Below are 769 nucleotides of genomic sequence, written 5' to 3' on the forward strand. Positions count from 1 at the left end.
AGGTAAGCGCACCATCTGCGACGTCTTGTGAAAGTTGTCCTGTCTGGCAACAATCGCGCCCATCTATATTGATGGACACGAACGATGAATACCCGGACAAATAAAGATATTACCTGCTATCGCTCTTATCTGCCTGATGCCCTGCGGTTCAGATTTGAAGACAAACTAACCATCCGAGTCATTGCCCAGCGACTCGGTCTCAGCCATTCAACAGTACATACTCTCTTCCAGAAATTTATTGCATCCGGTATCTCCTGGCCGTTACCTGATGCACTCTCATTCGCCCAGCTTGATGCAATCCTGTATGCCAACAGAAAAAATGAAACCACGCTATCTGATAACAGCGAAGAAAAATGGCGAAAAGATCGGCGGACCAGCTACAGTCGTGAATTTAAAGTCAGCCTGGTTAAACAGGCACTACAACCCGACGCCGTTGTTGCCCGGCTCGCCAGAGAACATGGAATCAATGATAACCTGCTGTTCCGATGGAAAAACCAGTACGAAAACGGGTTACTGGACGATGATGATATACAGGAATGCCTGCCGGTCCCGGTCGCACTGACTGATACACCTGAACCCGTAATGCCAGTGACAAATCCCTTCTGGCGAAACAAACCAGACGAGAGACCTGTTGACGGACCACCAGGGTGTACTCCGCGATGCGAACTGCACCTTAAATCAGGCGTTGTAAAACTCTTCGACCCGATGACACCAGAACTTCTCCGGGCGCTAATCCGCGAAATGAAAGGTGGTGTCCGATGATAACGCT

General features: G+C 49.4%; 1 protein-coding gene. It reads left to right on the top strand.

What is annotated here, in order from left to right; all coding sequences use genetic code 11:
* Positions 1-84: 84 nt before the first annotated feature.
* A complete protein-coding gene (gene tnpA, locus ACTJJI_RS26200) occupies positions 85-762 on the top strand; it encodes an IS66-like element accessory protein TnpA (protein WP_440656309.1) in 678 nt (225 codons plus the stop codon).
* The last annotated feature ends 7 nt before the right edge of the window (positions 763-769 follow it).

Source organism: Enterobacter sp. 22466 (genome assembly GCF_052044775.1).
In the GTDB taxonomy this organism is placed as follows: Bacteria; Pseudomonadota; Gammaproteobacteria; order Enterobacterales; family Enterobacteriaceae; genus Enterobacter; species Enterobacter dissolvens.